Genomic DNA, 13791 nt, shown 5'->3' with positions numbered 1-13791 from the left:
CTACAAAAAGGGCAGTTTTTTGATTCATGGCGTTGATTCCTTGGAAATATAGACAGTATATAGCGTTAGACCCTACGTCAGCATGAAAAATGTCCATTACACCCGTTTTTCTTAGATAAACAAAAAGCCTAACATTTAATGTTAGGCTTTTTGTTGAGTGATCATTGATGAAAAAATATCTTATCGAAAATCTTAGCGCTTAGGTGGGTTATCTTTTAACCACAATTGATTGACGATTTTTAATTCACGCAGCTCTTCTGCCATAATCGACTCACTAATGCCTGGATATTTCACTCTTGCATAGCCATATAATGCAATACCTAAAACAGTCCAACCAAAGAAAATCCACCACTCAATGGCGGTTAGTGCCGATGGCATACCTGGCATATACAACATCAACATACCAATGCTAAGCGCAATCGTGACCATACCGACAAGCTTGCCTGCGGGTATTTTGAATGGACGTACCATATCAGGCTCGCGGTAGCGTAGAACTAAGAATGATATCGCCACACAAGTATAGGCAATCACGATACCAAAACCACCTGCATCCACGATCCACACCAGCATTTTACGACCGAACAATGGCGCTAGTGTCGCTAAACCACCAATTAATAAAATTGCATTTGATGGCGTATTATACTTTGGATGCAGCTTGCTTAAGAAGGCTGGCAACATACGTGCTTTTGACATGGCATAAAGCAGACGACTACCACCGATCAAGAAAGCATTCCAACTTGACAAGATACCCAGTACACCGCCAATAACCAACAAGATACCTGCCCATTTTCCTTGCCACGCATTGGTCATCGCATCAGCAGTAGCGAGGGTTGAGTTTTCTGCTTGTACCAGTGGTAAAGTCGTGCCCACACTCCAAGCGATACCCACATACCACATCACCGCAACAACGATAGAGAGAATCAAAAACTTGCCAATATTAGGACGAGTCAAATCAATCTCTTCCGCTGCTTGTGGAATGACATCAAAGCCCACAAACATAAAGGGTACCATCACTATAACAGCCATGACCCCTGCGGCACCGCCAATAAAGGCTGGCGCTTGTATCGAATTTGAACTCTCAGGATTGAATAAGACGGCACCGATGAACAGTAACGTACCAACGAATAAAATGCCCAATACCGCTGTTTTTTGGAACCATGCACTGACTTCCATACCACGAATATTGAGCCAAGTCACAATGATTGAACCCAACATCCCGACGCCTACCCAAGTAGCATAGACGTCCCAACCTGCAATCGTCCAGAGATAGCCTTGGTTATAATTGGGGATAAAATACTCTACGACGGTCGGCAAGGCAACCGCCTCAAAGGCGACTACTGAGAAATACCCGAATAGAATACTCCATGAGCAAATAAAGGACACGTTTACCCCCAGCGCTCGATGGGTGTAAGTATGCTCACCGCCCGTAATCGGCATGGAGGCTGCCAGCTCAGCATAAGTCACGCCAATCAGTATCACTGCCAAACCACCGATAAAGAACGCCAGCATTGCGCCCCACGTACCGGCAGATAAAATCCAGCCGCCAGCTAAAACCACCCAGCCCCAGCCAACCATAGCACCAAATGCTAAGGCGATAATATCTAGCGTCCCTAACGTTTTTTTTAATTCAGACATAATTTGCTCCTTGTCTGTGTGTCATCCGTGTTAACCCTTTACGGCCACACTATGTTTTGTTTAGTGGGATAGCACCCATCATAATTATCATATATACCTTTTGATCCAAGCTGTTATGTATAGTCAGAGCACTTTTAAACCGCTACGGTGTTACCCGCCCTAGATGTACTCAGTGTACTATCTGTGGTCGGTCGCCTTGTAGCGATTCTAAAATTCCTTGACTACACTATTTGTTTGATATTCAAATAGTACAAACAGCAACGGCGTCTTGACTTGCAAGGCGCCGTTGTAAAAAATGTACTCAAAGCGAGTGCCATAGGGGCAATCTTGCTGCTCTATCAAGTATTGGCTCAATACTTATTAAGCCGTTAAGATGCCTTTAATAATATCAAGACCTTCTTGTAGCACTTCGTCTTCGACCGTCAATGGCACCATCACACGAATGGCATTACCATACATACCACAAGACGCTAGTAGCAAACCTTGCTCAAATGATTTTGCTTTTAGATTGTTTGCGGCTGCGGCATCAGGCTTGCCTTCGCTATCGATTAATTCAAACGCTAGCATTGCACCTTTATGACGAATATGACCGATACTGCTTAAGTTTAAGTCCTTTAAGAAAGCTTCGATTTTGTCACCAATCACCACACTACGCTCAAGCAAGTTTTCTTCTTCGATGACTTCCATGACCGCAAGTGCTGCTACACAAGCAAGTGGATTGCCAGAATAAGTACCGCCCAAGCCGCCTACTTGCGGGGCATCCATGATGTCAGCACGGCCGATGACTGCAGAGATAGGATAGCCACCCGCCAAACTCTTGGCAGCAGTCATCAAATCAGGCTCAACGCCTAGTTGCTCAGTGGCAAACAACGTACCCGTACGGGCAAAACCACACTGTACTTCATCAAAAATCAAGACGATGCCATGCTCGTCACAGATGTCACGCAAAGACTTGGCAAATGATGGTGTCACTTGATGGAAACCACCCTCACCTTGTACTGGCTCGATAATCATCGCAGCCACTTCACTAGGATCGATATCTGCTTGAAAAATCATCTCAAGACTATGCAATGCTTGTGCTTCGGTGACGTTCAACTCTTCTGCTGGAAATAACGCATGAAACACAGGACCTGGCATCGGGCCAAAATTCTTTTTGTATGGCAAGACTTTACCAGTCAAGCTCATACACATCATGGTGCGGCCATGCCAACCACCAACGAAAGAGATGATGCCTGGACGACGGGTTTTAGCACGAGCAATCTTGATACAGTTTTCAACCGCTTCTGCGCCAGTGGTTAAAAAGAAAGCTTTGGTATCACCGCTGATAGGGGCTTTTTCGCACAGCTTTTCAGCCAAATCAACATAGCATTCATAGTTAATCATTTGTGCAGCAGTATGGGTAAATTTGTCGAGCTGCTCATGGACACGCTGGGTGATTTTTGGATGGCTGTGACCAGTGTTCAATACTGAAATACCACCAACAAAATCGATATAACGATTGCCTTCCACGTCCCAAACTTCTGAGTTCTTTGCTCTTTCTGCAAAGATAGGAAAGGCAACACCCAATCCTGTTGGTAAAACAGCTTTGCGGCGCTCAAGTAATGATTGATTGGTAGTCGTCATAGAAATGTCCTTTTCTTTGTTCGTAACATAAGTGCCATCTAGTGATTGGCGGTTTAGTTAATAGAGATCGAATGGTGTTTATTTGACATAAAACACCACTGATATCTAAAAATTTGTGCTAATTAATGTTTTGCTGATTATTGAGCCAACTAACCTATGTTATGGGCTATTAGCTGATATCAGAGCACCAGTATTTAGTCGTGACATAGTCTTCGATGCCGTATTTTGAACCTTCGCGGCCAAATCCAGACTGCTTCACGCCGCCAAATGGGGCAACTTCTGTAGAAATCAAACCAGTATTGTGACCGATGATGCCGTACTCCAGACCTTCGGTAACGCGCCATGAGCGTGCATAGTCGCTACTATAAAAGTAAGCAGCCAAGCCATAGATGGTATCGTTAGCAGCACGAATAACTTCTGCTTCATCCTTGAACGTAAAGATGGTCGCAATCGGTCCAAAGATTTCTTCAGAGGCGATATCCATATCACTGCTAATATCTGTAATAACCGTTGGGTTATAAGTCAGTTCTGAAGCGGCGTTGACACTACCGCCAGTGACCAGTTTTGCCCCTTTATCCAGCGCATCTTTGAGCAAGGCTTGTACTTTATCTAACGCTTTTTTGTTGATAAGAGGGCCGATATCGACGCCTTCTTCTAAACCGTTACCCACTTTCAACTCAGCGACTTTTTTGACAAAAACGTCTAAAAATTTATCTTTGATGCTGTCTTGCACGTATACGCGGTTGGCGCAGACACAGGTCTGACCAGCATTGCGATATTTAGAAGCGATTAAGCCGGTAGCGGCTTTTTCGAGATCGGCATCATCAAAGACGATAAATGGCGCGTTGCCACCTAACTCTAACGACAGCTTTTTGATAGTCGGTGCACATTGTGCCATCAGCGTACGGCCTACTTCTGTAGAGCCCGTAAATGACAGTTTGTGAATGCGGGCATCACCCGTTAAGATCTCACCAATGACAGAAGATTTGCCAGTGACAACCTGAATGACGCCAGCTGGAATACCCGCTTGCTCAGCCAATACGCCTAGCGCCAATGCAGAATACGGTGTCTCAGTAGCAGGTTTGACGATAATCGTACAGCCTGCTGCTAGTGCAGGAGCAACTTTGCGCGTGATCATCGCAGCTGGGAAGTTCCAAGGAGTGATAGCGGCACAAACACCGACTGGCTGCTTAAGGACGACGTGACGTAGCTGTGTGCTATTGGCAGGAATCACATCACCGTAAACGCGTTTGCCTTCTTCGGCAAACCAGCGGATAAAGCTATTGGCGTAGCCTACTTCACCGCGTGACTCAGTGAGTGGCTTACCTTGCTCAGCAGTCATGATGATGGCCAAGTCTTCTTTATTGGCATCGATTAGATCAGCCCACTTTTGCAATAACTCTGCACGCTCTTTGGCTGTTTTTGCTGCCCAATCCGCTTGGACGTCATGAGCATAAGCAACGGCTTCGTTGACATCTTCTGTGGTGAGACTTGGTACGGTACCGATGAGGTCGCCGTTAAAAGGATTGTTTACATCAAGCACAGCGTCATCACTAGCAGCATGCCAGCCGTCTTTAATGAAGCAAGATTGTTTGAGTAAATCTGGATTTGATAGGGTTAGCGTATTTTTTGGCATCGTAACACTCCATGTTGGTCGTGATTTGCGCATTTATTATGAGTAAGCTATTGAACAATGTGGCGATTTAAAGTGGCAGCTAAAAACGATGCCATTTAAAAAAACGGCAACACCATCCATTGTTGAATAGCTCATTACAAGAGAATAAAATCAAAACGGTCAGTCAGTAATAATTATTGCTCATCTGTAATTTGTTCAATATACTGAACGTTAATTCTATATATGAGACATCATTATAAGAATGATGCGCCACTCTTTGCAACCTTTATTAAGATTATTTTGAATATTATCTTCACTATTTCTATTTTTACTTTCTGATAGGCAACTTATGAGTACAACAGCCGTTCCAGCATTGGACAAAACTTTTCAAATCTTAGATTTAATTACGGCAAGTCAACAACCCTTGACTGCCGCTCATATCGCCAAGCAATTAAAACTGCCGCGTAGCTCAACCCACAATATATTGCAAAGCTTATTGGGCAAGCATGTCATCTATAAAGATAGTGACAGCCGCTTTCACTTAGGCTCCTACTTGATGTATTGGGCTGGCAAGTATGAGCAGCAGCAAGGTGTCATACAGTTATTTAAAGACCTTATCGTCCAACACCCTGTCTTGCTACAACATACTGTAACCTTGTCTAAATTGGACTTGGGCGAAGTTGTTTTTTTAGCTTGTCACGAAACGCCTGCCCCGCTTGGTTTTACTTTCCGTGCTGGTGTGCGCGTACCGGCAGTATTTTCAGCGACTGGTAAAGCGCTCTTGTCTACGCTCTCAATGCAAACCATCGAATCTTTGTACGAAGGTATCTTTCCTCAGCCGCTCACACCAAATGGTGTCGATAACTTTGTAAGCTTATCTGCTGAGTTAAGCGCCATTCATGACAGTCGTATTTCACTCGATGACGGGCAATTACGCGAAGGTATGTACTGTTTGGGTACTTATATTCGCAATGCTTCAGGCAATGCCGTTGCAGGTATGGCGGTTAGCTTTTTGCAGGCAGAATACGAGTCTAAGTATACTGAGGTGAGTACCGTGCTGATTGAATTGGCTGAACAAATTGAGCAGCGTTTGGGTTTTAAGGCGGAGAATTTGGCTTAGCTTTTTGAGCAAAAAATCAAAAAGCTTACTTGGCATTTGGTCGATGCTGTTTAAATTGAGGATAGGCCTTAAACAATCCCATCCGCTTTAAGCTTAGCAATCATCTCACTGTCATAGCCCAAATTTGCCAGCGTACTATCAGTATGCTCGCTCAATTGTGGTGGTGGCGTACGATAGCTAACAGGTGATGCGGACAACTTAATAGGATTGCCAAGTGCGCGTACCGGACTGCCTTGCTCGGTGAAATTAACAATCATCTCACGGGCTTGCGCTTGCGGCATGGCCAAAGCTTCAGCCACGTTATGAATCGCACCGCATGGAATGCCTGCTTGATCTAAAACCTCTAGCCAATAGTTGCGTGGTTGCTCAGCAAACTTATTAACCAGCTCATCACATAGCAGCGTACGATTGGCAACACGTTGGGGATTGGTCGCAAAACGCTCGTCGGTATGCCAATCGACACCTAGCACCTCACACAATTTGGCAAACTGGCTGTCATTGCCGCAAGCTAAAATAAAATGCTGCTCGCCCCGACCTGCAAACACTTGATAAGGCACGATATTGGGATGCTGATTACCCAATCTCGGTGGTATCTTATCGGAGGCCAAATGATTCATACCGACATTAGCTAACATCGCCAGCGCACTGTCAAGCAGTGCTACATCAACGTGTTGACCAAGTCCAGTATTTTGACGTGCCAATAATGCTGCTTGAATACCAATCGTCAGCTGCAAGCCTGCAAACAAATCGACCACTGCCACGCCAACTTTGTGCGGTTCGCCATCGCTTGGACCCGTGATACTCATCAGCCCTGACAACCCTTGGATAATATAGTCATAACCAGGCCGCGCAGCATCGGGACCTGTCTGACCAAAACCCGTCAATGACGCATAAACCAGACGTGGATGATCTTGTTTGAGACTGTCGTAATCCAAGCCATATTTTTTCAGACCACCGACTTTGAAGTTTTCGACCAAAATATCACTGTCAGCGATCAGCTGCTTGATAATGGTCTGCCCTGCTGGCGTAGTGATATCTACCGTCAGTGATTTTTTATTGCGGTTAATAGTGGCGTAATAAGCGGAGGTGTCATCACTGAATGTTGGCGGTGCCCAATGACGCGTTTCATCACCGATATGTGGACGCTCAACTTTAATGACTTCGGCACCAAGATCAGCAAGTACTTGCGTACAAGAAGGACCCGCCAGCACTCTCGATAAATCGAGCACCTTGATACCATGCAATGCACCCTTTGGCATATTAGCCATATCAATCATAATAATCCCTTATTGTGTCGTGTGTTCTTTGATTTTTTGATCATAAAATTGTTCTTCATCATTTAGCTGCTTAACGGTTAAATCATGAAGAACAACTGAAAAACGTACGCTACTGTTAATGCTCTTTGTGATAAAAAGCCAAGCAGCAACGTACGTCATAAAATACAGTTGTACTAAAAATTATTAGCTAAAAACGCTTAAAAGAACGCTTGAATACCTGTCTGTGCACGGCCTAGGATAAGCGCATGAATATCATGTGTACCCTCGTAAGTGTTGACGGCTTCCAAGTTCATCACGTGGCGGATGATATGGAACTCATCAGAGATACCATTACCGCCATGCATGTCACGCGCAATACGAGCGATATCAAGCGCCTTGCCGCAGTTATTACGCTTAATGAGCGAAATCATCTCAGGTGCGGCGTTGTCTTCATCCATCAAACGACCAACACGTAGCGCGGCTTGTAGACCTAAGGTGATTTCTGTCTGCATATTGGCCAGCTTTAGCTGTACCAGCTGCGTTGCTGCCAATGGACGACCAAACTGCTTACGATCTAGCGTGTATTGACGAGCCGCTTTCCAGCAGAATTCAGCCGCACCCATTGAACCCCAAGCGATACCATAGCGGGCTTTATTCAAGCAGCCAAATGGCCCTTTTAGGCCACGGATATCTGGAAAAGCATTGGCTTCAGGGACGAATACTTTGTCCATGACAATCTCACCCGTGACTGAGGCACGTAATGAGAATTTGCCTTCAATTTTCGGTGCTGATAACCCTTTCATACCTTTGTCTAAAACAAAACCGCGAATCTCGCCAGCATCATCTTTTGCCCACACGACAAACACGTCAGCGATAGGACTGTTGGTAATCCACATTTTATTACCCGTCAACTCATAACCGCCATCGACTGCGCGCGCACGAGTAGACATTGATGACGGATCAGAACCCGAATCTGGCTCAGTCAGACCGAAGCAACCGACATATTCGCCTGAAGCAAGCTTAGGCAAATAACGCTCTCTTTGTTCTTCGGTGCCATATGCCCAAATAGGATGCATCACTAGGCTTGACTGCACGCTCATCGCAGAGCGGTATCCGGAGTCAACTGCTTCCACTTCCTTGGCAATCAGACCATAGGCAACACTGGATAAACCAGCACAGCCGTAACCTTCGATAGTCACGCCAAGTAAGCCCATTTCACCCATTTGACGCATGATATTACGATCGAAATTTTCATTACGATTGGCCTCAACGATGCCCGGCATCAGCTCTTTTTGAAAAAACTGACGGGCGCTGTCCGTGACCATGCGCTCTTCTTCAGTGAGCTGGTCGCGTAGTAAAAAAGGATCTTCCCAATCAAAGCGTGGGCTGGTAGATGTTGCCATGTGGATCTCCTTGATATCAGTCATCCTGACTGACGAGTAGTGATTGATACATCAATTGGTCTAACAAGTCATTGACTTCGTTATTCCGCTGTGCGAAACTTAGTTTCATAATTTAAAACCATTTAAGCAAAATTTAGCCACGCTGTAAACCTTTATAAAAAAAAGATGAGTATAAAATGACGAAACCCTTATCAACAGCTACTCCGCTACTCGAACGCATACATGGAATCATGAGCCAAAGCAAGGAGGATAATGACCGACAATTTGTGATGGCACTGGGTCGCGGATTGATATTGCTGGCCGCTTTTGAGCATCATGAGCGGCTCACTCATCAGCAATTGTGTCAGATGACAAATCTGCCAAAAGCGACCGTTACTCGCCTTATCCATACGCTGACCACGCTTGGGTTTTTACGTACGAATGAATACGGACAGTATCAATTGGGCAGTAGTGCTGTACGGCTAAGCGTCACCGCGTGGAGTCGCCATGATATGGTCTCGTATGCTGAGCCACTATTACGGCAATTCGCCAGCAGCAATGAAGTATCGGTGAATTTGGCAACTGAAGTCGAAGGTGAGATGCGCTATCACGCCTGCTGTCGTAGCCCTGCACGCTTATCCGTCAATTTACAAGTTGGCTCAGCCGTACCCGTCGCACGTACTGCTATCGGGCGCGCCTTCTATGCCGCAAGCTCACAGGCGAGACAGGCTGTGATCAGTAGCAATCTAAAAGAGAATTTGTCTGCCGAGGATTATGACCATGCGCAAATCGCCCTAGCCAGCGCGGCAGAGCATTATGAAAAATATGGCTATACCGTGTCAGATGGGGAGTTTTCTACTGACATATTGGCAGTCGCTGTTGGGGTGTATGATGTCGCAACGGGACAATACGCTTATTCGCTCAATGCCAGTGTGCCAAGTGCCAACTGGAAAAGCGCCGACTATGCAGCGATGATTGTGCCAAAGTTGCAGGCATTGGCTGAGCGGATTGGGAGTGGTGTTTAAACATTTGAACTATATATAGTCAGTGAAAAGTAATATCGATACATCATGCATTGCTGATATCAATTTTTTGTAGCCTCTGTCTGCGCAGGCACAGCAAGCAAGAAAAATTGATATCAGCAGTGCCGTAGCGTTTTTAGGGTCTTTTGACTATGCGTACTAAAGCATATTCTGTCTAGCCATTAGACCCAACCCTCTTCCAAAAGCTGCTCAGTATTACTGATTTTGAACTCATCACATAAATTATAAAACGCTATTGGGTCTTCAATATTATCGAGCAACTCTCGTTTATTGAGCGCCACAAACAGAGCCAATGCATAGGCCGCGCAATGGATGGATTTTTTTGGATTAAAGGTGATGTCAGTAAAGGCCTGATATTGCATCACTTCCTCGTGCAGCTGAGGATTTTGCTTTAGGGCATTTACATACAGCCAATCATAAAACACGGTTAACGGCTCTACACCCCACTCCATACCAAAATAATTATAGCCAGTGAGTTCTCCTGAGGTGGTTAATCGCTCGTCCTTTCTGGCTTGTCTTGGCGGTACTATCAGCAAGTCAAGGTAAGGCCCACCGTCCTCAAAAACCATGCTGGCTTGAAAGGCATTTTCGACACTATATTGATTGCCATCATGCGCATCAGTGATCTTTAAGCTGAACGGGCTTAGCGGAAAACTCAACTTATTGCCAGATTTGCTCGACAGCTCTAACACTTGCTTAAATCCATATTTTTTACGAATGACTTGTTGCAGGTCATTGATGGACTTTTTCTTTTGTCTAGTTGCAAATCCCACATGCCGCTCAAACCTAACCATATCCGTTTTTACCAAATTGTCACTGTTGACTTTGGGCATGAATACAGGTCTGTGTTCTACAGCGTTTTGTGCTTGTTCCATAGCGATGTGCCTTATTGATGGTTTTGTATTAGGGCTTAATGGTTTTGTATTAGGGCGTGTTTGATCTTTTGATCATGGCGCTAACCGTGAGTATTTGTAATATGTTTAACACACCATAAACTTTTGAATTGCCTCAACTATAGCCTGAATAACACTGGTTTTATGTATCAAAAAGCGCCCCCTTTAGGAGCGCTTTTATCATTAATTATACCTTATTATTAGACAACGTTATCATCTATAGAGTTCTGAATATATAACTTTGCCAGATTACCACTGTCTTGGTACAAATCATAACCAACTTGATCGGAAGTACCAGACTTAGTCATACCGGATATATTGACAGTATCAACACTATCACCTTTAATAAACAGCTGATTATTAGCATCAGTCATACTAATAACATCACTCAATCCTAGATTTAGCGTTTGAGCAGTATTATTGATCATATTAATGCTTTCAAAGTTAGTGACATTAGTCAAATCAAGATTAGCGACAATACTCGGATCGTTAATTATTAAAGTATCAATATCTTGACCACCATCGATTAACACATCATCTCTATCAAATATCAAAATATCATTACCATCACCACCTAATAGGGTATCTGCACCGCTCAGACCGATTAAAGTATCATCTCCTATGCCACCACTCAATGTGTCAGCTTGGTTAGTACCTACTAGATAGTCATTATCAGCGTTACGAGTAATATTTAATACCTGTGTAGCAGACACGATATCGCCATCATTATCTTGTACTGAAAAGGCAATATTCTCTTGGTAGCCGTTATCTGTGGCTCTAGCTTGATACTCAAAAATACCCGTTTCAAAGTTCAGTGATACAACACCTCCAGTAAGCGTACTGATAGTTACCGTTGTTGTTGCTTGATCGTAAGTGGAACGATTATCACCTTGTACAGTTATGCTACCGTCAGTAGAACTATATACGTAGGTGGTGCCATCTATCGTAATATTTAAGACATTGCCGCCATCTGCTCCATACCCATATTCAGATACAGTGTCTGATGAGAGACTTCCTCTAATCAAGTCCCTACTAACTTTAGGTTGGCGATCACTAAGCGAATCAATTAAAACATTACCCAACTCACTTATATCATTTACTTTATCGGCAAGACCATCATTATCTACTCCTTGCTGTCCATCATAAGCAATGGGTAATACAGCATCAATCGGAAAGTCCGATCCAAACGTATAGGCATACGACTTAATGCTGTTAGCTGTTAAAAAATCTGTCCAAATAATCTCTTCATTCGGTTGAATACCAAAATCGTTAGGGTCAGCTACAGAAGCATTACCCGATAGTGAATCGACCCCACCTTGTGCTGCAGACGGCTCGCCATCTGTCAAGAAGTAAGAGTAATTCTGAGCACCAACAATTTTACCAGGATTACTAAAGCCTTCCATACCGATATCGAGGGCTGCATCATAGTTGGTAACACCACCGGTACCCGGAATACTGTTAACGTATATTTTTGCATCATCGACAGTCATCCATAAATCTTGGGTTTCAGCCGTAGATGAAAATAGAGTTATCTGTACCATCGTATCACCAAACTCAGCATAACCATCAATCAACCTAATCATCGCGGCTTTAGCAACATCTAAGCGGGTACCACTATTTGGATCATTAGCATCTGCAAGTGCATTCATACTACCCGATACATCTAAGATAATAGATAAATTTGAACTGACAGTATTCAAGCTGACATCGATAGGTCCTTCAGCCAACAAAGAACGATCGTCTTCAACGGTAACCACCAGATCCGCAATTAGTGAGTCATCATTACCATCATTGACAACTACGCCGAATGTCACATCAAGCTCGTCTTCAGTATCATTGGTTGGATGATCAATAGCATGCAATAGCGTTACATCGTAAGATGCAACAAAATCAGAGCCGTTAGCTGTAATGTCATTGACTTGTATAGTCATCACATCAATTGCGGGTTCACCTGCAGCCAACACGGCCTGACCGGTTAGAGTGTCTGTAGCATCATTCCACGTCCATGTAACAGCATTACCCTGAACGGTGATACCACTTGGTCCTGTCAACTCAATGTTAAAGTCAGCAATAGACACGTTATCAACATCAGTGAATGTGATCTCACCTGTTGAAGTCGCATTGTCTGTAGTGTCGTTACTTCCTGCTGTATCGACAATACCTCCTTGAGAAATGAGACCTTCTTCCGAGACTCGGGTTGAAGCTGCCGAAACGACTGGGGCGTCGTTCACCGGCGTGACCGTGATGTCTAAGGTGGTGCTGTCAGTGTTGCCTTCAGGGTCAGTCACTGTGTAGCTCACTTGTGGCACGGTGCCGTTGAAGTTAGGCGCTGGATCAAAGGTGTAACTGCCATCTGCGCTTAGGGTCAAGTCACCAATCGCATCACCATTGTCGTCAGTGATGGTGGTTGCAACACCTAGCTCTAAAGCAACTTGGTCGCCACTGCCATTAACGTCTACGGTGGCTGAGGCCACGGTTAGGGTGGTGTTGCCGTCACCATCGGTGTCGTTAGTAAGCACATTGCCTGTTAAGTCAGTGTCCTCAGGCGTGCTCTCAACTTCAGGGTTCGCGACCGGTACATCTTCTACTGGCTCAACCGTGATGTCTAAGGTGGTGCTGTCAGTGTTGCCCTCAGGGTCAGTCACTGTGTAGCTCACTTGTGGCACGGTGCCGTTGAAGTTAGGCGCTGGATCAAAGGTGTAACTGCCATCTGCGCTTAGGGTCAAGTCACCAATCGCATCACCATTGTCGTCAGTGATGGTGGTTGCAACACCTAGCTCTAAAGCAACTTGGTCGCCACTGCCATTAACGTCTACGGTGGCTGAGGCCACGGTTAGGGTGGTGTTGCCGTCACCATCGGTGTCGTTAGTAAGCACATTGCCTGTTAAGTCAGTGTCCTCAGGCGTGCTCTCAACTTCAGGGTTCGCGACCGGTACATCTTCTACTGGCTCAACCGTGATGTCTAAGGTGGTGCTGTCAGTGTTGCCTTCAGGGTCAGTCACTGTGTAGCTCACTTGTGGCACGGTGCCGTTGAAGTTAGGCGCTGGATCAAAGGTGTAACTGCCATCTGCGCTTAGGGTCAAGTCACCAATCGCATCACCATTGTCGTCAGTGATGGTGGTTGCAACACCCAGCTCTAAAGCAACTTGGTCGCCACTGCCATTAACGTCTACGGTGGCTGAGGCCACGGTTACTGAGACTGCCAAGGCACACGAGGGGATAGG

The 13791-nt window shown here is 45.0% G+C and carries 8 protein-coding genes; 2 read left to right on the top strand and 6 right to left on the bottom strand.

The annotated features are described in order from the left end of the window. Window positions 1-192 precede the first annotated feature (192 nt). The 3 genes from RH96_RS06210 to RH96_RS06200 all read right to left on the bottom strand — a co-directional run bounded on the left by RH96_RS06210 (window position 193) and on the right by RH96_RS06200 (window position 4894). Window positions 193-1635 carry an APC family permease gene (locus tag RH96_RS06210; RefSeq protein ID WP_010198643.1) on the bottom strand — a complete coding sequence of 481 codons (1443 nt, stop codon included), beginning with the start codon at window positions 1633-1635 and terminating at the stop codon, window positions 193-195. A gap of 360 nt (window positions 1636-1995) precedes the next feature. Beyond that, the gene (gene gabT / locus RH96_RS06205) at window positions 1996-3258 is read right to left on the bottom strand and encodes a 4-aminobutyrate--2-oxoglutarate transaminase (RefSeq protein ID WP_010198640.1); all 1263 of its coding nucleotides are present in this window, start codon (window positions 3256-3258) and stop codon (window positions 1996-1998) included. A 169-nt stretch (window positions 3259-3427) separates the two neighbouring features. Further along, window positions 3428-4894, bottom strand: coding sequence for an NAD-dependent succinate-semialdehyde dehydrogenase (locus RH96_RS06200; protein WP_010198637.1), 1467 nt, complete (start codon window positions 4892-4894; stop codon window positions 3428-3430). A 328-nt stretch (window positions 4895-5222) separates the two neighbouring features. Between RH96_RS06200 and RH96_RS06195 the strand changes: the two genes are divergently transcribed. Next, the gene (locus RH96_RS06195; RefSeq protein ID WP_010198635.1) at window positions 5223-5993 is read left to right on the top strand and encodes an IclR family transcriptional regulator; all 771 of its coding nucleotides are present in this window, start codon (window positions 5223-5225) and stop codon (window positions 5991-5993) included. A gap of 68 nt (window positions 5994-6061) precedes the next feature. On the opposite strand, the gene RH96_RS06190 is transcribed toward RH96_RS06195, so the two are convergent. Continuing rightward, window positions 6062-7270 carry a CaiB/BaiF CoA transferase family protein gene (locus tag RH96_RS06190; RefSeq protein ID WP_010198632.1) on the bottom strand — a complete coding sequence of 403 codons (1209 nt, stop codon included), beginning with the start codon at window positions 7268-7270 and terminating at the stop codon, window positions 6062-6064. Window positions 7271-7467: 197 nt separating this feature from the next. After that, entirely contained in the window at window positions 7468-8652 is a 1185-nt protein-coding gene (locus RH96_RS06185; protein ID WP_010198628.1) for an acyl-CoA dehydrogenase, read from the bottom strand. 176 nt (window positions 8653-8828) lie between these two features. Between RH96_RS06185 and RH96_RS06180 the strand changes: the two genes are divergently transcribed. Further along, the gene (locus tag RH96_RS06180; RefSeq protein WP_026037166.1) at window positions 8829-9656 is read left to right on the top strand and encodes an IclR family transcriptional regulator; all 828 of its coding nucleotides are present in this window, start codon (window positions 8829-8831) and stop codon (window positions 9654-9656) included. Between the two features lie 179 nt (window positions 9657-9835). Here RH96_RS06180 and RH96_RS06175 read toward each other — a convergent pair whose 3' ends face one another. Next, window positions 9836-10549: a DUF6977 family protein gene (locus RH96_RS06175; RefSeq protein WP_010198625.1), complete on the bottom strand. Its 714-nt coding sequence runs from the start codon at window positions 10547-10549 to the stop codon at window positions 9836-9838. Window positions 10550-13791: the final 3242 nt, after the last annotated feature.

The organism is Psychrobacter sp. PAMC 21119, assembly GCF_000247495.1.
GTDB lineage: Bacteria > Pseudomonadota > Gammaproteobacteria > Pseudomonadales > Moraxellaceae > Psychrobacter > Psychrobacter glaciei.
This window is presented reverse-complemented; position numbering and strand designations above follow the sequence as displayed.

Excerpts from the sequence above, each read along its gene's own strand:
- RH96_RS06210 (WP_010198643.1), bottom strand. The coding sequence starts at position 1,635 with ATGTCTGAATTAAAAAAAACGTTAGGGACGCTAGATATTATCGCCTTA.
- gabT (WP_010198640.1), bottom strand. The coding sequence starts at position 3,258 with ATGACGACTACCAATCAATCATTACTTGAGCGCCGCAAAGCTGTTTTA.
- RH96_RS06200 (WP_010198637.1), bottom strand. The coding sequence starts at position 4,894 with ATGCCAAAAAATACGCTAACCCTATCAAATCCAGATTTACTCAAACAA.
- RH96_RS06195 (WP_010198635.1), top strand. The coding sequence starts at position 5,223 with ATGAGTACAACAGCCGTTCCAGCATTGGACAAAACTTTTCAAATCTTA.
- RH96_RS06190 (WP_010198632.1), bottom strand. The coding sequence starts at position 7,270 with ATGATTGATATGGCTAATATGCCAAAGGGTGCATTGCATGGTATCAAG.
- RH96_RS06185 (WP_010198628.1), bottom strand. The coding sequence starts at position 8,652 with ATGGCAACATCTACCAGCCCACGCTTTGATTGGGAAGATCCTTTTTTA.
- RH96_RS06180 (WP_026037166.1), top strand. The coding sequence starts at position 8,829 with ATGACGAAACCCTTATCAACAGCTACTCCGCTACTCGAACGCATACAT.
- RH96_RS06175 (WP_010198625.1), bottom strand. The coding sequence starts at position 10,549 with ATGGAACAAGCACAAAACGCTGTAGAACACAGACCTGTATTCATGCCC.